The organism is Sorangium sp. KYC3313 (assembly GCF_052075895.1).
In the GTDB taxonomy this organism is placed as follows: domain Bacteria; phylum Myxococcota_A; class Polyangia; order Polyangiales; family Polyangiaceae; genus Sorangium; species Sorangium cellulosum_B.
On sequence record NZ_CP197255.1, the window covers coordinates 10,904,095 to 10,921,824 of the forward strand.

The window sequence follows — 17,730 nt, forward strand, 5'->3', positions numbered from 1 at the left end:
TGCAGCTCGGCGGAGCAGATTTTGGCCTTCTCAGGCCATCCGCCGGACCATCCTCGTGTGCGGGATCCCCGCCTCGTCGAAGATCGGCCCGTCCTCGACGAAGCCGAGCTTGCGGTAGAACGCCGCCGCAGCGACCTGGGCGTTCAGGACCAGCGCGCGCGCGCCCTCGGCCCCGGCGACGCGGATCGCCTCCTCCATCAGCCGCCGCCCGAGGCCCGCGCCGCGAAGGTCTTTCCTTACGGCCACGCGGCCCACCTTGAGCGCGCCCTCGTACGGCACGAGCCGCATCGTCGCAACGACCTCGCCGCCGTCGAGGACCACGAAGTGTTGCGCGACGGCGTCGAGCTCGTCGATCTCGATGTCCTCGGGCACGGACTGCTCGACGACGAAGACCTCGCGCCGGAGGCGGAGCGCGCCGGCGTAGAGCGGCGAGTCGCTGCGGATCGGGAGGACGTCGCCGGCCATGCCCGCTTCGTGCGCCGTCTCGGGCGCCGCGTCCACCCGGTTCAGCGCGCCTTTTGACTGCTCCGCGCAGCCGCCCCGGCCTCGGAGGAGCTAGCCTGATCGGACCGTGAAGATCATGACCTTCAACATCCTCTTCGGCGGCGAGGATCGGTTCGAGGCGATCCTCGCGATCGTCGCCGCCGCGCGCCCCGATCTGCTCGTCCTCCAGGAGTGCGTGGGCTGGGAGGACGGCGCCCGGCTCCGGGCCGTCGCCGAGGCGATCGGCGCGCCCGCCGGCGAGCGGCACGCCGTCCTGGGCAACGCCAACCCGCGCCCGAACGGGAGGCGCAACCATGTCGCCGTCGTCAGCCGGGCGCCGCTCGCCGGCGCGCGCGTGCACGCGCCCGAGGCGCTGGCCCACTGCCTCGTCGAGGTGGAGCTCTCGCTCGGCGGCGAGCCGCTCGTGGTGCTCGGCACCCACCTCAACGCCGGCAGCGAGGATCGCCGGCTCACCGAGGCCCGCTGGCTGCTCTCGCTCGTGCCGCCCGCCCGGTTCGCCGCGGGCCTCTGGGCGCTCGCCGGCGACCTCAACGCGCTGTCGCGCCGCGACCCCTACCCTCCGGACCTCGGCGCGCGCCTCGCGGCGGCCGGCATCGAGAAGTACGGCAGCCCGCCGCGGTTCGACACGATGGATTCGATCGAGGCGTTCGGCTGGGCCGACGCCCTGCTCCTGAGGCCGCGCTCCTCGCGCTGGTTCACCGCGCTGCGCGGGCGCGACGGCGCGCAGGTGGAGACGCGGACCGACTACGTGCTTCTGTCTCCGCGGCTCGCCGGCCGGCTCGCGCTGGCCGACGTCATCGACGTCGGCGCCGCGTCCGACCACCACGCGGTCGTCGCCGAGCTCTCCTGACGCCGCGCGCCGCGCGGAGGATCCGTCCACGCCTCTGCACCTGCAACAGCGAAGCACCGTTCGCTCAGCAATCCTCACGGCCAGCGCGGCGGCGGCGGCGCTCGAGCAGCGGACGGAGCGCCGGTGTGACCGGGTCGGACCGGGACGACGCCACTGGAACAGCACACGATGCGATGTCTTCGGCTCGCCAGCGGCCGACAACATGATTGAATCGGCGGTATCGCGCGCGACACGCGCGGGGGCTCCGGTACGCAAACGCTTCGGTCCGCGCCATGGATTCACCCTACCGCCTGCACGCTGGCAGCATCATCGGCGGCGACTTCGAGGTCGTGCGCCCGCTCGGCTCGGGCGGCATGGGCAGCGTCTATCTCTGCCACCAGCGCAGCACCGCGCGCCAGCGCGCCGTGAAGGTCATGCACCCGGTGCGCGCCGTCGACCCCGAGGAGCGCCGCCGCTTCGAGCGAGAGGCGCGGGCGCCTGGGCTCATCGGGTCGCCGCACATCGTCGAGGTGCTGATCGCCGGCGTCGACGGCGTGACGGGCCTGCCCTACCTCGCGATGGAGCTCCTCCAGGGCGAGACCCTCTCCGCCTGCGTCGAGCGCGCAGGCCCGCTCCCGATCGCCGAGGCGCGCCGCGTCCTCGGGCAGCTCGGGCGCGCGCTCGAGGACGCGCACGGCGCGGGCATCGTTCACCGCGATCTCAAGCCCGAGAACGTCTTTCTCGAGGAAGCCGGCGGCGGCGCCGCGCCGCGGGTCAAGCTGCTCGATTTCGGCATCGCCAAGATCATCGCCGACGCGCGCGCCTCGCTGACGGCCGCCGTCGGCACGCCCCTCTGGATGGCCCCCGAGCAAGCGCGCGAGAGCCAGGGGGCGCTCCCCCAGAGCGACGTCTGGGCCTATGGGCTCCTCGCGTTCTTCGTCCTCACGGGCAAGCCCTTCTGGCAGGGCCGAGACGTCCCGGCGCTCCTCCGGGAAGTCCTGTTCGAGCCCATCCCCACCGCGAGCCGGCGCGCGGGCGAGCTCGGACTGCCGCCCTTCTTCGCCGGATTCGACGCCTGGTTCGCTCGCTGCGTCGAGCGCGACCCCCTCGCCCGCTTCACCAGCGCGTCCGCGATGTGCCCTGCCCTCGATCGCCTCCTCGACGGCGCCGCGCGCGTGGCGCCGACCGCGCCGGCGTCGACCGCGCCGGCGTCGACCGCGCCGGCGTCGCGCCGCCGCACCTCGCTCCCGCCGCCGGAGGCGTCGCTCGGCGCCGCGGCGTCGCGTCGCCGCAGCTCGCTCCCGCCGCCCGAGGCCTCCCCGGCCGGCATGGTCACGGCGAGGCCGCCCGCCCCGGTCTCCGCCTGCTTCAACAGCACGCTCGCGGCCCCGCCGCTCAGGGACCACGACGATCCCGCGCCGCCCGCGAGCTCGCCGCCGCCGCGCAGCGAGGGGGGAAGCAGGGCGACGAGGCCTTTCCTCCACGCGCTGGATGAAGATCACTGCGTCGCCACCTGGAAGGGCCTCCTCTTCCAGATCTGGCGCCGGCACACCACGGCAGCCGCGGTGAGCGAGGTCCGGAGCATCCTGCGCGAGCGCGGCAGCGAGCTGCAGGCGACGCTGGTCATCCTCGAGGAGAACACCGTCCCGGCGGGGCGGGAGGTCCGGAGCTCGCTGGCGGAGCTCTCCAGGGAGCTCGCGGCCCGCGGCATGTGCGCCGCGCTGGTGTTCGAGGGCCACGGCTTCAAGGCGTCGCTCGTGCGCAACGTGGCCATCGAGTTCATCCTGCTGAGCCGCTCGCGGCTTCGTTACGAGGTGTTCAGCACCATGGACGACGCCGTCGCCTGGCTGATGCGCAATCGCCCGACGCGGGACTGGCTCAGGGAGCTGCCGGGGGTCACGGAGGCCCTCCGCCGCGAGGTGGCGGCGCACGCGGCGCGGGCGTCGCACATGCCCTAGCGAGGAGGCCGGGGGCGCCGACCCGGGACGAGCGCGGCAGCTCGCCGGGCGCGCTCCGCGATGATCCTGCGCGCGCCGCCTTTCGGCTACGCTCGCCGCGCGACCTCTCGCGGGAGGAGGAAGCAGGAGGAGAAGCGAGCGTGGTGGATCTGCCGATCATGGACCGTGCGCCCGGGGGCGACGCGGCGGCTCGACGCGACCGCCTGCTCGCCGCGCTGCTCCGCGGGCCGGACGCCCTCGTGCTGCTCCGCTGCGATCCGGGCCTGGCGTTCCTCGCGGGCAGGTCGGCGCCCCTCCAGATCGCGCTCGTCACGGCGCCGGGGGACCCCACGGCCGACGAGATCCACGCCCTGCTCGAGCCGCTCGTGAAGGCGGTGCGGCCCGGCGGGCCGCCGACGCACGTCGTGCTGGTGGGCGGCGGCGCTGCCCCAGGCCAGGCCGCGCTCGCCAAGGTCGCGCCGTTCGTGCAGCCCGTGCCGATGGGCTTCCACCACCTCGACGCGGCGGGCGAGCTCGCGCGCGTGAAGGGGCAGGCCCTGCCGGCCCTCGAGCGGGCCCACGAGCGCCTCGCCGAGGCGGGCCCGCTCGAGCCCGAGGCGCTCGCCGAGGCGCTCGCCGAGGGGCAGGCGCTCGCGCAGCAGGAGCGCGCGATCGTCGACCGGCTGAGGGGCAGCCGCCGCGTCACGGCGACGCTCATGATCGCGTGCGCCGCGCTCCTCGCCGTGAGCTACGCCTTCGGCTCGGGCACCCACCAGGCGGCGCTGTGGCGCATGGGCGCCAACAGCGGCGAGGCGGTGCGCCATGGGGAGCTCTACCGGCTCCTCGCCTCGGCGTTCCTGCACGCCGACCCGATCCACCTCTTCGTCAACATGCTGGCGCTGTGGTCCTTCGGCCCGATGCTCGAGGCGCTCCTTGGCCCGCGGCGCTTCCTCCTGCTCTACGGGGCCTCGGCGCTTGGCGGGTCGCTCGCGAGCGCGATGCTGGAGGACCGGTGGAGCGTCGGCGCGTCGGGCGCGATCTGGGGCCTGATGACGGCCGGCATCGGCGTCGCGCTCCGGCCGCACGGGCTGCTGCCCCCCGCGATGATCGCGCAGATGCGCAGCCGCGCGTGGCTGCCGCTCGGGATCAACCTCGTCTACAGCTTTCAGCCCGGCGTCGACCTGCTCGCGCACCTGGGCGGCGGCGTCGTCGGCTTCGCGCTCGTCGTCACGGTCCTCCCCCGGGGCCTCACGCCCGTGGACCGGCGCGAGCGCGCGGCGGACGCCGAGCCGAGGCCGCGCTCCCTCCTCACGGCGGCGGCCGCCCTGACGGCCGCGGCGATGGCGCTGTCCGTGGCGACGGCGTTCGCCGCCGGCCGCCCGTGGGAGCTCCGCGCGCCGCCGGCGCTGACGCGCACCGCGGTCGCGGACACGGGCGTCGCCCTGGACCTGCCGGAGGCGCTCGCGAGCGCCGCGTCCGTGGAGGAGCTGTCCGGCGTCCGCTTCCACACGTACGGTCAGCTGCCCCGGACGCCCGTCGTGTTCCAGGTCGCCGTCTTCCCGCTCGAGGGCCCGGTGCCGCCCGATCAGCTGGACGCCCTCCTCGAGCAGGAGCGCAAGGTGCTCGACGAGCAACGGCCGGCGAACACCGTCACGAAGGGCCCGGCGGCGCGCGTCACGCTGGGCGGGCGGCCGGCGGTGAGCGTCAAGAACGGGCTGAAGAACGGGGTGCAGATGGTGAGCTACGTCGTCGTGCTCGGGGACCGCGAGGTGATGCTCCAGGCCTACTCGACGGCGGATCGGCCGGCGACATGGGAAGGGATCGAGGACAGGGTGGCGGCGACGATCGGGGCGCAGTAACACGCTGCTGGCGGCGCCCGCGGCCGGCGCCGCGAGCGAACCACCTTGCGGAGATAGCGATCCCGTGGAGCACATGAATTCTCTGATGCAGCCGATCGGCCACCCTCTCCCCGGCTGGACGCCGCGGCCGCTGCCGCCGCGCGAGATCCTGCTCGGGCGCACGTGCCGACTCGAGCCGATCGATCCCGAGAGGCACGCGGCGGACCTCCATGCGGCCAACCTCGCGGACGCGGAGGGGCGAGGCTGGACCTACCTGCCCTATGGGCCCTTCGCGACCCTGGCGGACTACCGCGCCTGGATGGACGCCACGTGCCTGGGCGATGATCCGCTGTTCCATGCGATCATCGACGCGACGACCGGACGGGCGGTCGGCGTCGCGGCGTACCTGCGGATCGACCCCAATAACGGCGTCATCGAGGTCGGGCACCTCAGGTACTCACCGCTCCTTCAGAGGACGCCTGCTGCGACGGAGGCGATGTACCTGATGATGCGGCGGGCATTCGACGAGCTCGGCTACCGGCGCTACGAGTGGAAATGCCACGCGCTCAACGCGGGCTCGCGGGCGGCGGCGGTGAGGCTCGGGTTCCGCTTCGAAGGCGTGTTCCGGCAGGCCGCGGTGGTCAAGGGGCGCACCCGCGACACCGCGTGGCACGCGATCATCGACAAGGAGTGGCCGGCGGCGAAGGCGGCGTTCGAGCGCTGGCTCGATCCATCGAACTTCGACGGCGCGGGCCGCCAGCGGCAGAGCCTCTCCGCGCTGATGGGCGCGGAGGACCGGCGGTAAGCGGGGGTGACCGGGCGACGACGAGGCGCTCCGCGTCGCCCGGTGGTGGGGTACTTTGGCCGAAGGTGGCGTCTTTTAAACCGCCAAGACGCCACGAGACGCCAAGAAAACAAGAATAATCTTGGCGTCTTGTGGCGTCTTGGCGGCTCCATCATTCCGGCAGAATGGGGGAATTCCCCACCACCTGCATTTCATCCCCACACAACGCGGTCGAAGTCCGGATCGATCCCCGGTCGGGTCGCGTCGGCCCAGGCGCGACGTTCGTCGATCTCGTACTCGAGCGACTCATCGGCGAAGGCCTCCTGGATCTCCTCCCATCCATAACCTGGGCCCTCCGTCGTCCGCAGAACGTGGGTCTGCGTCCAGTACCTCACCGCCGCGCGCGCTTCGCCCGACCCAATCCACGAGAGCGCGGCCCGCACGGCGGCCGACTCCTCGAACGTGGCGGCGTCGTCCAGCGCGAGCAGGAGCTCTCGAAGGCACCACGCCTGACCGAGCGCCGCGAGCGCTGCGGCGACGTCCGTCCGGACCGCGGGCGTGCTCGATCGCAGCCCCCGGCGGAGCGCGGCGAGCGCGTGCGGAGGCGCATGCTCGAGGAGCAGCAGGGCAAGCTCGCCGAGGAGCGGGTTGCCCAGGTAGCCCTCGACGACCTCGACGCCCGCGAACGCCAGCACCACCTCGACCGCGCGATCGCGCTCTATCCCGCGGCGCAGCAGGTACCGGGCCGCGGCGTGCACGGCGTAGGGATGATGCAGCGCCGGATCCGCGCGGGCGAGCAGCCTGGCTACCGCCGGACAGACGGGGTAGTCGGGGTGTACGTCGAGCCGTTCGATCGCGCGCCCAGAGGTCGTGTTCACCGACGCGTCGATCAGCCCCGCGCACACATCGACGAACTCCGCTGGATCGAGCGCTACCTCGAGGGGCTCGATGAACGCGCTTGCCGTCGCCTCGCTCGCGATCCCCGCGAGCAAGTACCGCCTGTAGGCCTCGCGCTGCGCGGCGGCACGCGCCTGGGTGGCCGCCGAGGGCCGCTCGACGGCGAGCAGCTCGTGATCGCCGAGGTGCTCCGCCCAGCGAGCGCGGAGGGACGCGTCGGAGAAGTCGATCGAGGCGAACGCCCCGGCGTTCTCCTCGATTTCAGGGACGACGCGGAAGACGTGCCCGCGCTCGTTGACGACGAGCGGTCCCTCCCGGGTGAGCTCGCGGATCGCGGCGGCCATGACGTCCGCGGTCGGAAGATATGCGAGCAGGCGCCGCTCGGGGAGCGCGGGGCAAGGTAGGCTCAGGATGCGCTGCGTGAAGAACCAAGGATCGATCGTGAGACCGTTATCGCCGTGGTCGTCGACGTCGATCGTCTCGCCGTCGGGTGCGGTCAGGCAGAGGCCGATGCCGTGAAAGTAAAACTTCCAGCCCGGCATGCCCGGTACGTCGCCACGGCGGGAGGCATGAGAGAGGCGCTCACGCTGGACCCGCACCAGCCAGCGCTGCCGATCGACCTGCCGCGCGAGCGCCACGAGGAGCCACGCGTGCCACGGGTCAGGAGGCGGACCGGCGGCGACGGGGCCCCCGGCGAGGGCGGTGCGAACGGCAATAAGGACGGGATGCACAGGCGTCGTCGTGACGCGGCTGAGCGTGCGCGGCAAGGCGGGGGGGCGGGCGTCGACGTGAGCGCTGGGGGGCCGCTTCATCTCGTCGGCCACGAGGCGATCGCGGGTTCGCGGCCAGTACTTGGGCGGCAGCCTGTCTCAAACCTGCTGGCATTGCCCGCTACACCGAAGGTACCAGGCAGGTCACGCTCCATGACCTCATGTGCTGCCATCCCATCGAATTCATTGCTTTTATGATCCAGCGGGCGACACATCGCCCCCTTCAACGCCCGCGCGCATGGCTCAGCCAAAGCATGTATTTCTTGGGCCGATTGACGCACCTCGCCACTGTCCGACCCGGCCCGATCAGCTGGTTGATCCGCCTGACGATTTCGAGGTCCCCGCTGAGGAATCGGCCGTTCCGGCGCCGAGCTTTCCCGCTGCGTGAAGTTCAAGGAGCTGCTCGTATGCGCCTTCGAACGACGCAAGGCTTTCAAGAACTCCCCGAACGTCAAGCGCGCCCGCGGATCCGTTCCCACAGCACCTTGGCGCCGCCCGCGACAGCCACCAGGCCGAAGACGACGAGCTTCTTGCTGGCGAGCAGCAGGGCGAACAGCCCCTTGAACAGCCCCGCCTTGGCCGCCACCTTGCCCGCGACCAGGGCGCCGATGCCGTACACGGCCACCTGGTCGATCTTCTCGTTGAAGTCCTCGTAGCGGTTGCCGGGCTTGAACTCGACGAACTTCAGCACGCTCTGCATCTCGCCCCGCACGGACGCGAGCTGCTTCATGCCGGAGACGGCGTTCAGCTCGAGCACGCCTTTGCGCCCGAGCACGCGGATCGAGTAGTTGAGCGTGTGGTGCTCGTTGCCCTCGAACTCGAGCTCCTTGGCCCAGTACAGCTTCTTCGTCGCGGGATCGTAGTGAGGCGGCTCGGCCCAGCCGATCAGGCGCACGGCGGGGAAGCCCGCCTTCTGGCGCTCCAGGTTCCCCTCGCCGGTGTCCTTCTGCATCTCGGCCAGGAGCTCGCCGAAATCGATGTCCTTCGCGTCGTCGTCGTCGACGTGGCCCTCCTCCACGTAGCTGATCACGACCCCCCACGAGTCGTCCGCGATCGGGCTCAGGCCGGCCGGGAACAGCATGCCGAGCGCTTCGGACCCCGGAGGATTGCCCCAGGCCTCGAGCACCTTCCTGGTGCCTTCCGGGCCCGTGAAGCGGAACGCCTCCGGCACGTCGAGCTCGGCCAGGTTGTCGCCGACCGTGACCTTCCCGCTCTGGAGCTTCAGCTCGGCATCGAACTTCTGCATCGCCGCGGCGATCTCCTCCGCCGTCGGCTCCCGCGCTGCGTCGCCGGATGGCTCCGCCGCAGCCGGCTGCGCGTCCCCCGCGGGCACGGCGCTCGCCGCTCCGGCCGCGGCCCCGGCGGGCGCGGCAGGGCTCGGGTCCCCGGCCGCGGCGAGCGCGCTCGCGCCGAGCACCAGGGCCACCGAAGCGATCGAAGCGAGTTGACGATTGGACATTTTCCCCACTCCTGACGGAACACCCTGCCGTCTTCGAGAATATTCGGGGCATTCAACCAGAGTGCTCCATGGCGCACAAGCGCAGCGTGGCGCTCCCGCAGGCTGTGGAGAAGGCAGCTCCTTCAATGCATGGATAAGTTGTTGATGCAGTGTCATTTTTCCAGGAGGGGGGGCGGGGCGCGTCAGAAACGTGCTTTCGCCGCGAATGCAATACAGCCGATTCCCTTCGCCAAGCACCGCTAATGGACATGCGGCTCCACGATCCGGCTGGGTGCACGACACCTTCCGGCCAGATTCATCCAGTCGACCTGTGCGTGACTGCCCGGAGCAATCCGCCACCGCGAAGGCGACGGCCTCCCCCAGGCGGGCGTACACGGGGGCTCAGCTCTCCCCGGCGAGCTCGACCCCTCCCCGACCGCCGCGCAGGCGCCCTTCCCGCCCGCAACGCACGCCGCCTGGCCGGCGGCGCCGCTGCGCCCTACCCTGACCGCCATGAAGAAGCTCCGTATCGATGTCTGGTCCGACATCGCGTGCCCCTGGTGCTACGTCGGCAAGCGCCGGCTCGAGGCCGCGCTCGCCAGGTTCCCGCGCCGGGAGGCCGTCGAGGTCGTCTGGCGCGCGTTCGAGCTCGACCCCTCGGCGAAGCGCGTCCTCGACACCGACGTGTCCTACGCCGGGCGCCTCGCGAAGAAGTACGGCATGCCCGTCGCCAAGGCCGAGGCGATGATCCGGCAGATGACCGAGGTGGGCGCGGCGGACGGCCTCGATCTCCGCTTCGACAAGGTCCGGCCCGGCAACACCTTCGACGCGCACCGCGTGCTCCACCTCGCGGCCGAGCGCGGCGTGCAGGACGCGGTGAAGGAGCGGCTGCTCCGCGGCTACATGACCGAGGGCGAGGCCATCGGCGAGCCGGAGGTGCTCGCGCGCCTCGCCGGCGAGGCGGGGCTCGACCCGGAGGAGGTCCGCGCGGCGCTCGCGAGCGACGCCCACGCGCGCGAGGTGCGGGCCGACGAGGCCGAGGCGCGCGCGATCGGCATCACGGGCGTCCCCTTCTTCGCGTTCGGCGGGCGGTACGGCGTCTCCGGCGCGCAGCCGGCCGAAGCCCTCCTCGGCGTGCTCCAGAAGACGTGGGACGAGGCGGCCGACGCGCCCGAGCAGGCGCTCCCCGAGGGGGCGGCCTGCGGCCCGGACGGGTGCGCGTGAGCCGCAGGGCGTGATAGAGCTCCGCGACGGATGTCGATCCAATGGTATCCAGGCCACATGACCAAGGCTCGGCGCACGATCGCCGAGTCGATCCCGTCGCAGGACGTCGTCATCGAGGTGCTCGACGCCCGGATGCCGCTGGCCAGCGAGAACCCCGTCCTGGCCGAGCTGCGCGGCCAGAAGCCGTGCATCAAGGTCCTGAACAAGAGCGATCTGGCGGACCCGGCCGTCACCACGGCGTGGCTCCGCTACTTCGAGGCGGAGCGCGCCGCGCCGCCTGACGAGGCCGAGCGCGGCGCCTCGCCGGCGGGCCAGGTGCTCGCGATCGCGATCTCCGCGAGCCAGTCGTCCGAGGCGCGGCGCCGGATCCCGGAGCTCTGCAAGCGCCTCGCGCCCCCCAAGAACGGCCCCGGCAAGGTGGTGCGGGCCATGATCGTGGGGATCCCCAACGTCGGCAAATCGACGCTCATCAACGCGCTCATGGAGCGCAAGGTGGCCAAGGTCGGCGACGAGCCCGCGGTCACGAAGAGCCAGCAGCTCGTCACCTTGAAGACCGGCATGGCCATCTCCGACAACCCGGGGATCCTCTGGCCCAAGATCGACGACGAGGCGGCCTCGTTCCGCCTGGCCGTGGGCGGGGCGATCCCCGACACGGCCATCGACTACCAGAGCGTCGCCCTGTTCGCGGCGGGGTACTTCCTGCGGCGCTACCCCGAGCTCCTCGTCGCCCGCTACAAGCTGAAGGAGCTGCCGGAGACGGCCGCCGCGCTGATCGAGGAGATCGGCCGCCGCCGCGGCTGCCTGCGCAGCGGCGGGTCGGTGGACCTGCACAAGGCGTCGGACATCCTGGTCCACGACTTCCGCGCCGGCCGGCTCGGGCGCATCAGCCTGGAAGAGCCGCCGGGGCTGGAGTCGCCGTCGGGGATCGAAGAGAGCGCGTGAGCCGAAGCGCGGCGCCGACGGCCAGGCTGGCCGATCGACGTCGGCGTCCAGGATCTTCGACCCGAAGGCCGCCGACGCCCGCTACCATGCCCACCGCGACGGCTGCCCAGCGGCGCCGCCCGTGACGTTCGCCACGCTCCCTGCGCTCCCTCCCCCATTCACCCGACGAGGACCTCACTCCATGGCCGGAAGCAGCCTGCTCGCCCTGATCGACGACATCGCCACCGTGCTGGACGACGTTGCCGTGCTGACGAAGGTGGCCGCCAAGAAGACCGCCGGCGTGCTGGGCGACGATCTGGCGCTGAACGCGCAGCAGGTGACGGGCGTCAACGCCGACCGCGAGCTGCCGGTCGTGCTGGCCGTGGCGAAGGGCTCGATGCTCAACAAGGCCATCCTGGTGCCGGCGGCGCTGGCGATCAGCGCCTTCGCGCCCTGGGCCGTCACGCCCCTGCTGATGGTCGGCGGCGCCTTCCTCTGTTACGAGGGCTTCGAGAAGGTCGCCCACAAGGTGCTGCACAGCAAGCACGAGGACGAGGCGCACCACGCCGAGCTCGTGCAGGCGCTCTCCGATCCGAAGATCGACCTCGTCGAGTTCGAGAGGGACAAGATCAAGGGCGCGGTGCGCACCGACTTCATCCTGTCGGCCGAGATCATCGCGATCACGCTGGGCACCGTGACGGCGTCGCCGTTCGGCACGCAGTTCGCCGTGCTGAGCGGCATCGCCGTGCTGATGACGGTGGGCGTCTACGGCCTGGTCGCCGGCATCGTGAAGCTCGACGACGCCGGCCTCTACCTGAGCCGCCAGAGCGGCGATCTGCAGCAGTCGCTGGGCAGCGGCATCCTGAGGGCGGCGCCCTGGCTGATGAAGGGCCTGTCGGTCGCCGGCACGGCGGCGATGTTCCTCGTCGGCGGCGGCATCCTGACGCACGGCGTGCCGTGGCTGCACCACCCCATCGAGGACATGACCCAGGGCGCCGGCGCCATGCTCGGCGCCGTGGTGCCGTCGCTCGCCAACATGATCGTCGGCGTCGCGGCCGGCGCGGTCGTGCTGGGCGTCGTGACCGCGGTGAAGCAGGCGATGAGCCGCGAAAAGGACGGCCACTGACCCTGGAGCGCGGGCTCGCGCCGCTCAGCCCTGTCCGGACCGCCCTGGCCGCACCAGCGTCGCGAGCAGCCGATCGAGCGCCGCGGCCGGGTCGGCGCCGAGGCCCGCGTGGACACGCGAGGGCTGGACGACGGTGCTCGCCGGGGACACCACCCAGCCGAAGCGCTCGGCCTGGGGGAGCTCGGCGACGTACCCGCACGCCCGATCGCCGGCGCAGACGCGGCGGATGAAGTCGAGGTGGCCGCGGACCGCCTCCAGGTCGAGGTCGGGCCAGAGGGCGAGCAGGCGCCGCTCGTCGGGCTCGAAGCGCGCGTCGAGGAAGCCCCGGGCGCGGCAGAAGAGGACCACCCCGACGTTGACGCGCTCGCCGCGCTCCACGCGCGGGACCACGCGCAGCACGGCGTAATCGAACGGGTCGGCGGCGTCGGCGTCGCGCGCGCCCGGAGGGCTACCGCCGGGCACGTGCTGCATCGAGCGCCTCCTCGACGAAGCCCCGCGGCGACGCGAGGCGGTGGGTCAGGTAGGCGGCGTACGCCGCGCGCCGCGCCGCGACCGGCGCGGCGTCGGGCTGCGGCGCATCGACCGCGTCGGGCGAGAACGCGGACCGCCGCTCGCCCGGGGGCCGGTCGCGGGGGTCCTGGTCGGCCAGCCACGCGTCCGGGATCGCGGCGACGATCCCCGCGATGCGCTCGGGCGTGAGCCGGGCGCTCAGCGCGGCGTCGGCCGCGGCGAGATCGCCCGCGAACGGGAGCAGGACATGGCTCTTGACGAGCGGGAAGCGGTCGTCCGCGTCGGCGCGCGGGTCGGTCGCGTCGGTCCAGGCGTGGTGGACATAGAGCGCCGCGCCGTGGTCGATCAGCCAGAGGCGGCGGTGCCACAGGAGCAGGTTGGGGTTCTTGGGCGTCCGGTCCACGTTGCTCGTGAAGGCGTCGAACCAGACGACGGCGGCGGCAAGCCCCGGGTCGATCGCCGGGCCGGCGAGCGGCTGGAAGGCGAGCGAGCCGGGCAGGTAGGCGAGGGCGAGGTTCAAGCCGGCGCTTGCCGAGAGCAGGTCGGACAGCTCCGGATCCGGCTCGGCCCGCCCGAAGGCGGGGTCGAGCTCCATGAAGACGATCTCCGGCACCGGGAGCCCGAGCGCGCGCCCGATCTCCCCGGCGACGAGCTCCGCGATGAGCGCCTTCGGCCCCTGGCCGGCGCCGCGGAGCTTCAGGACATAGAGCCCGTCGTCGTCGGCCTCGACGAGGGCCGGCAGCGACCCGCCCTCGCGGAGCGGGGTGACGTAGCGGGTCGTGTGGACGGTTCGGATCATGCAGCAGCAGCGTGGTGGGCGGGGGGATTCCCCCACCCTGCCGGAAGGATAGGGCCGCCAAGACGCCATGAGGCGCCAAGATTTTTGTGTTTTTCTTGGCGTTTTTGGCGTCCTTGGCGGTTCAAAAGACCTCGCCGTCGGCCAGAGCCCCCGCAGTTACGTGAGACGGGGACGCTGGTCGAGCTGAGCGCACCGGACGCGCGCCCTCGAGGATCGATGAGGCGGGCCGGGCGCTCGCCCCGCGCAGCAGCGGGAGAGCGAGCGCCGCAGGCCCTCGTGGATCACTCGCCGAGGGGATCCAGCCTCGAGCCTACCACGGGCTGGTAGTCGCCGACCTGGAAGTTCTGCAGCCCGTCCGTGAACTCGAACGGACCGATCACATGGACCACCTCGCCGCTCGCGCCGCCGGCGCCGCCCTCGCCGCTCGTGCCGCCAGCGCCGCCCTCACCGGTGGCGCCCGCCGAGCCGCCCTCGCCGCTCGTGCCGCCAGCGCCGCCCTCACCGGCGCCCGCCGAGCCGCCCTCGCCGCTCATGCCGCCAGCGCCGCCCTCGCCGCTGCCGCCAGCGCCGCCGGCACCACCCTCGCCGCCGGCACCACCCTCGCCGCCGGCACCACCCGCGCCGCCGGCGCCGCCCGAACCGCTCGTGCTAGCCGGCCTCGTGACGGTGATGGAGTCGATATAGACGATGGTCGGGTTGGCCCAGGGCCCCTCGGCACCTGCGTCGACCTTGACGCCGATACGCCTCACCTCGGTACTCTCGAATTTCCCGTTAGCAGCGGCATCGGCCGCATCAGAGGCATCGACGTCGATGGTGAGGTCGGTCCACTCTTTCAGATCGCTGAAGCTCGTCCACGCCCAGGGGACGCCCGCCCAGTTCTGCCCTTCTCCGTTCTGCACGAAGACCTGCAGACCACCGCCGGTGGCGGTTTGAGCCTTCACACGGAACGTGACGGTAGCGCCGGTCAGGTCGACCAGCGGAGCGAAGTCGAACTGGAACAGCGTCCCCGTGGAAGCCGTGGTGAGCGGCACGGCCAGCCGGGCGCAACCCGAGCAGCTCTCCTCCGGACCGGGACCGATGTCGGGGGCCCCGCCGCCTTCGCCGCCGGCGCCGCCTTCGCCGCCGGCGCCGCCTTCGCCGCCGGCACCACCGTCGCTGCCGCCCGCGCCGCCTTCGCCGCCTTCGCCGCCGGCGCCGCCGTCGCTGCCGCCCGCGCCGCCTTCGCCGCCGCCCGAGCTCGACGTCGTGCTGGAGCTGGTCTCACCGCCCGCGCCGCCCGCACCGCCGCTGCCGGTGGTGTCGTCATCACCGCAACCCGTCATGGCGAATGCGCCGACCAGCATCCCGCACATTGCCAAAGAAAGAACTGATCTCATCCTGACCCTCTCCTGATGTGCACCACGAGGCCACGCAGCCCGGGCCGCCGTTCGCCATGGCGGTTGCCACCGCCCGCTAGCTCCACCGAGCCAGCCGCCTGGCGCAAGCTACCCTGGGCAGAAATTTTTCTCAACAGCCCGAACGTGTGTGCCCGCCAACCAGATCACCCCCGTCGAGGCGCGGCGCTCGGCGCACGCCCGACAAAAGCGCCGCGGCGGGCCCGACGACGGCGCCGCGACGGAATCGTGCGGCACGCCCTCGCCGGGGCGGCCCCTCAGGCCGCGCCCCCGCGCTTCACGTCGTACCGGAGGAGCGAGACGCCGTTCGCGTACGACGTCGCGCCGAGGAGCGCCAGCTCGACCTTCCTGGAGCTGCCGCCGAAGAGCCGGACCCCGTGCCCGAAGACGATGGGGTTCACCTTGAGGACGAGCTGATCGATGAGGTCGTGATCGAGGAGGAAGCCCGCGAAGGCGCCGCCCCCGCAGAGATAGATGCCTGAGAAAAATTTGTGGGTGAGCCATTCGGGCGCCGGCAGGTTCCCGAGCGCGTAGTAGAGGGCGATCTCCGCGTGGTCGAGTCATCGTCGAATCATCGTCGAGTGCAAGGCGGCGGCCGCCCACAACCTGCGCGGCGCCTCGCGGGCGGAAGCGCGGCACGGCGGTGTTGTTCAGCTGCCGCACGCGGGATCTTGGCTGGTTTGCGGAAGCGGACGGCGGACGGCGCGCGCTGGTAGCGCCTGCGCCGCGCCGGCCGCGTCGTCGGCGGACGGGCTGGCCCGTGGACAGGGCGCCCCGCCGGCGTCAGGGGGTGTAGATCTCGGCGCTCGACACGGCGGGGAAGAAGCCGTCGCTGCCGCCCACGACCAGCACCTTGCCGTTCCCGAGCCGGACCGCTGCATGAGCGAACCGGCCGCTGCTCAGCTCCCCAGTCAAGAGGGCGTGATTCGTCACGGGATCGTAGAGGAAGACGGTCCTCCGCGCGTTCGAGGGCAAATTCAGGCCCCCTGTGATCAGCACCTTGCCGTCGTTGAGCAACGTCGCGGTCGGCGAGGTGCGGGCGCCAATAATATTAAGGATGCCGGACCACGTATTGGACGCTGGGTCATAGACATCCGCGTCGGTCGTCGCTCCCCCCGCCGCCAGCACCTTGCCGTTGCCCAGCAACGTCAACGTATGATAGCCGCGAGCTGGGCTCACCGAAGCTGCGGAGGACCAAAAATCGATCAACGGGTCGTAGATATAGCTGCCGGCGAGCGCCCCCGTCGAGTTCACACCTCCCGAGACGAGCACCCTGCCATCGGGGAGCAGCGTCGCGGCATGGTAGGCACGCGCAGCAGCCGAAGCCGGCAAGGAGGCGACGGCCGACCAGGTGTTGGTCGCCGGATTGAACAGCGCCGCGTCGCGCAGATAAGTCGTGGGGGAGGCGGGCACCTGCACGCCTCCGACCACCAGCACCTTGCCGTTGGGGAGCAGCGTCGCGGTGTGCCCCTGGCGGTTGAGGTTCGGGTTTGACGAGGAGCCCACGGACGACCAGGTGTCGGTCGTGGGATCGAACAGCTGGGCGTTCGCGGGAGCCGCGAAGGTCTGAACGCCCACGACCAGCACCTTGCCATTGCCGAGCAGCGTCGCCGTATGGTACTCGCGTCCCGCGCTCATCACCGGCCCCGGGGCCCAGGTGTTGGTCGCCGGATTGTACAGCTCGGTGGTCGTTCCCGACACCAGATCACCGCCCGCTACGAGCACCCTGCCATCGTTGAGCAGCGTCGCGGTCGGCGCCATGCGAGTAGTTATCATCGATGCGACCGGCGCCCACATCGTGGCCGCCGGATCGTACAGTTCGGCGCTCGAGTAGTACGTGTTATTGGGAACGCCAAAGTTGAGCCCACCCGCGAGTAGCACCTTGCCGTTGCTCAGCAGCGTCGCAGTATGACCGACGCGGACGTTGCTCATCGACCCGGCCGCTGCCCAAACGTTGGTTCCCGGATCGTAGACCTCGGCGCTTGCACTGGCGACCATGGGGGCGCTCCACCCGCCCGTCAGGAGCACCTTGCCGTTCGGGAGCAGCGTCGCGGTAGGGTTGGAGCGCTTGCTGCTCATCGGCGTCGCCGTCGTCCAGACGGGTGGCGACGAGGACGGGTCGTAGATCTCGACGCTCTGCAGCTCGCTGGTAGCATTGATGTAGCCGCCTGCGACGAGCACCTTGCCGCTCACGAGCAGCGTCGCGGTGGCGTTGTGGCGGGGCCCGGTCATCGAGGCCGTCGGCGACCAGGCGCCGGTCCCCGGATCGTAGAGCTCGGCGCTCGACAGAGAAGCGGCGTTGCTCCCGCCGGCGACGAGCACCTTGCCGCTCCCGAGCAGCGTCGCGGTGTGCATGGAGCGGCTCGCCCCCATCGGTGAAGCGGGCGACCAGACGCCGGTCGACGGATCGTACAGCTCGGCGGTCGCCATCGCCACAGAGGAGGCGTTCCATCCCCCGGCGACCAGCACCTTGCCGTTGCCGAGCAGCGTCGCCGTGTGGCGGCCACGGCCCGCGGCCAGCGCGCCGGTAGCCGTCCAGGTATTGGATGCCGGATCGTACAGCTCGGCGCTCGTATGGACCACCGAGCCGCTGGCGTCCCCGCCCACGACCAGCACCTTGCCGTTGCCGAGCAGCGTCGCCGTATGATGGTAGCGGGCCGCGGCCAACGTTCCGGCCGGCCACCAGGTATTAGAGCACCTAACAAAAGCCCGTTCACCCCGCTTGCTTGAGGGAAGCCGATGGTGCGGCAGAATACAGC

Annotated in this window: 15 protein-coding genes; 7 read left to right on the forward strand and 8 right to left on the reverse strand. The window is 71.8% G+C overall.

What is annotated here, in order from left to right; all coding sequences use genetic code 11:
* Positions 1–30: 30 nt before the first annotated feature.
* Positions 31–501, reverse strand: coding sequence for a GNAT family N-acetyltransferase (locus ACSRUE_RS41465; RefSeq protein ID WP_441288374.1), 471 nt, complete (start codon positions 499–501; stop codon positions 31–33).
* 79 nt (positions 502–580) lie between these two features.
* Between ACSRUE_RS41465 and ACSRUE_RS41470 the strand changes: the two genes are divergently transcribed.
* The 4 genes from ACSRUE_RS41470 to ACSRUE_RS41485 all read left to right on the forward strand — a co-directional run bounded on the left by ACSRUE_RS41470 (position 581) and on the right by ACSRUE_RS41485 (position 5,913).
* The gene (locus ACSRUE_RS41470) at positions 581–1,354 is read left to right on the forward strand and encodes an endonuclease/exonuclease/phosphatase family protein (RefSeq protein WP_441293185.1); all 774 of its coding nucleotides are present in this window, start codon (positions 581–583) and stop codon (positions 1,352–1,354) included.
* A 272-nt stretch (positions 1,355–1,626) separates the two neighbouring features.
* Positions 1,627–3,291 carry a protein kinase domain-containing protein gene (locus ACSRUE_RS41475; RefSeq protein WP_441288375.1) on the forward strand — a complete coding sequence of 555 codons (1,665 nt, stop codon included), beginning with the start codon at positions 1,627–1,629 and terminating at the stop codon, positions 3,289–3,291.
* Between the two features lie 140 nt (positions 3,292–3,431).
* A complete protein-coding gene (locus tag ACSRUE_RS41480; protein ID WP_441288376.1) occupies positions 3,432–5,129 on the forward strand; it encodes a rhomboid family intramembrane serine protease in 1,698 nt (565 codons plus the stop codon).
* 73 nt (positions 5,130–5,202) lie between these two features.
* Complete coding sequence (locus tag ACSRUE_RS41485; protein WP_441288377.1) at positions 5,203–5,913, forward strand: GNAT family N-acetyltransferase; 711 nt, start codon at positions 5,203–5,205, stop codon at positions 5,911–5,913.
* A gap of 191 nt (positions 5,914–6,104) precedes the next feature.
* Here ACSRUE_RS41485 and ACSRUE_RS41490 read toward each other — a convergent pair whose 3' ends face one another.
* Entirely contained in the window at positions 6,105–7,520 is a 1,416-nt protein-coding gene (locus ACSRUE_RS41490) for a DUF6896 domain-containing protein (RefSeq protein ID WP_441288378.1), read from the reverse strand.
* 490 nt (positions 7,521–8,010) lie between these two features.
* A complete protein-coding gene (locus ACSRUE_RS41495) occupies positions 8,011–9,018 on the reverse strand; it encodes a DUF2167 domain-containing protein (RefSeq protein WP_441288379.1) in 1,008 nt (335 codons plus the stop codon).
* A 492-nt stretch (positions 9,019–9,510) separates the two neighbouring features.
* Between ACSRUE_RS41495 and ACSRUE_RS41500 the strand changes: the two genes are divergently transcribed.
* From ACSRUE_RS41500 to ACSRUE_RS41510, 3 genes are all read left to right on the forward strand, one after another.
* The gene (locus ACSRUE_RS41500) at positions 9,511–10,221 is read left to right on the forward strand and encodes a DsbA family oxidoreductase (RefSeq protein ID WP_441288380.1); all 711 of its coding nucleotides are present in this window, start codon (positions 9,511–9,513) and stop codon (positions 10,219–10,221) included.
* A 57-nt stretch (positions 10,222–10,278) separates the two neighbouring features.
* Positions 10,279–11,163: a ribosome biogenesis GTPase YlqF gene (gene ylqF / locus ACSRUE_RS41505; protein WP_441288381.1), complete on the forward strand. Its 885-nt coding sequence runs from the start codon at positions 10,279–10,281 to the stop codon at positions 11,161–11,163.
* Between the two features lie 181 nt (positions 11,164–11,344).
* Positions 11,345–12,268: a DUF808 domain-containing protein gene (locus tag ACSRUE_RS41510; RefSeq protein ID WP_441288382.1), complete on the forward strand. Its 924-nt coding sequence runs from the start codon at positions 11,345–11,347 to the stop codon at positions 12,266–12,268.
* A gap of 24 nt (positions 12,269–12,292) precedes the next feature.
* Here ACSRUE_RS41510 and ACSRUE_RS41515 read toward each other — a convergent pair whose 3' ends face one another.
* The 5 genes from ACSRUE_RS41515 to ACSRUE_RS41535 all read right to left on the reverse strand — a co-directional run bounded on the left by ACSRUE_RS41515 (position 12,293) and on the right by ACSRUE_RS41535 (position 17,638).
* A complete protein-coding gene (locus tag ACSRUE_RS41515; RefSeq protein ID WP_441288383.1) occupies positions 12,293–12,739 on the reverse strand; it encodes a DUF3037 domain-containing protein in 447 nt (148 codons plus the stop codon).
* Complete coding sequence (locus ACSRUE_RS41520; RefSeq protein ID WP_441288384.1) at positions 12,717–13,577, reverse strand: HipA family kinase; 861 nt, start codon at positions 13,575–13,577, stop codon at positions 12,717–12,719. The genes ACSRUE_RS41515 and ACSRUE_RS41520 overlap by 23 nt, the downstream gene beginning before the upstream one ends.
* Positions 13,578–13,858: 281 nt before the next feature.
* Positions 13,859–14,920 (reverse strand): hypothetical protein, encoded by a 1,062-nt coding sequence (locus ACSRUE_RS41525; RefSeq protein ID WP_441288385.1) that lies wholly within the window; start codon positions 14,918–14,920, stop codon positions 13,859–13,861.
* 308 nt (positions 14,921–15,228) lie between these two features.
* Positions 15,229–15,516: a dihydrofolate reductase family protein gene (locus ACSRUE_RS41530; RefSeq protein ID WP_441293186.1), complete on the reverse strand. Its 288-nt coding sequence runs from the start codon at positions 15,514–15,516 to the stop codon at positions 15,229–15,231.
* Between the two features lie 238 nt (positions 15,517–15,754).
* Complete coding sequence (locus ACSRUE_RS41535; protein ID WP_441288386.1) at positions 15,755–17,638, reverse strand: Kelch repeat-containing protein; 1,884 nt, start codon at positions 17,636–17,638, stop codon at positions 15,755–15,757.
* Positions 17,639–17,730: the final 92 nt, after the last annotated feature.